A 462-nucleotide genomic window follows, 5' to 3' on the forward strand; every position below is an offset into this window, starting at 1 on the left:
GTAAGAGGAACTGGTGGATGCGGCCGGCGGCGTTGGCGTCGCGGGGCTCGCCGGCGTCGATAGCTTCGGCGAGATTCTGGACGGACTCCCGGCGCGGGACAGCGGTGAGCCATTCGCGCTTCTTCAGCTGCGCGGTGGAATACGTGGAACGCAGTGCACCGATGAGTGAGTTGCCACGGCGCAGGTGCAGACCGAACCACGGGGCCTTCAGCTGGCTGGTCATGGTGTCCAACCACAGGGAGATCTCGGCGAGCTCCACCGCGGTGGGGTTCAAGTCCACACCGTACACCTGGTGCAGAGCGATGTGGGCCTTGACCTTCTGCAGCTCGACCGTGCGCTGCTCGGGTTCGACCTGGGTGTCCAGTTCGTCCTCGCGAAGCTTCAAATAGATCTCCGCGAGCTGGCGCACAGCCTCCACGGCGAAGGCGCCGGAGCCCATGGCGGGCTCGCAGATGGTGAGGC

The 462-nt window shown here is 65.8% G+C and carries 1 protein-coding gene; it reads right to left on the reverse strand.

Annotated elements, in window-relative coordinates; all coding sequences use genetic code 11:
* Positions 1-462, reverse strand: a 462-nt coding sequence (locus tag M3183_RS26735) for a DNA methyltransferase (RefSeq protein ID WP_251475049.1), incomplete at both ends; no start/stop codon positions are given.

It is taken from the genome of Neobacillus mesonae (genome assembly GCF_023715155.1).
In the GTDB taxonomy this organism is placed as follows: domain Bacteria; phylum Bacillota; class Bacilli; order Bacillales; family Cytobacillaceae; genus Neobacillus; species Neobacillus mesonae_A.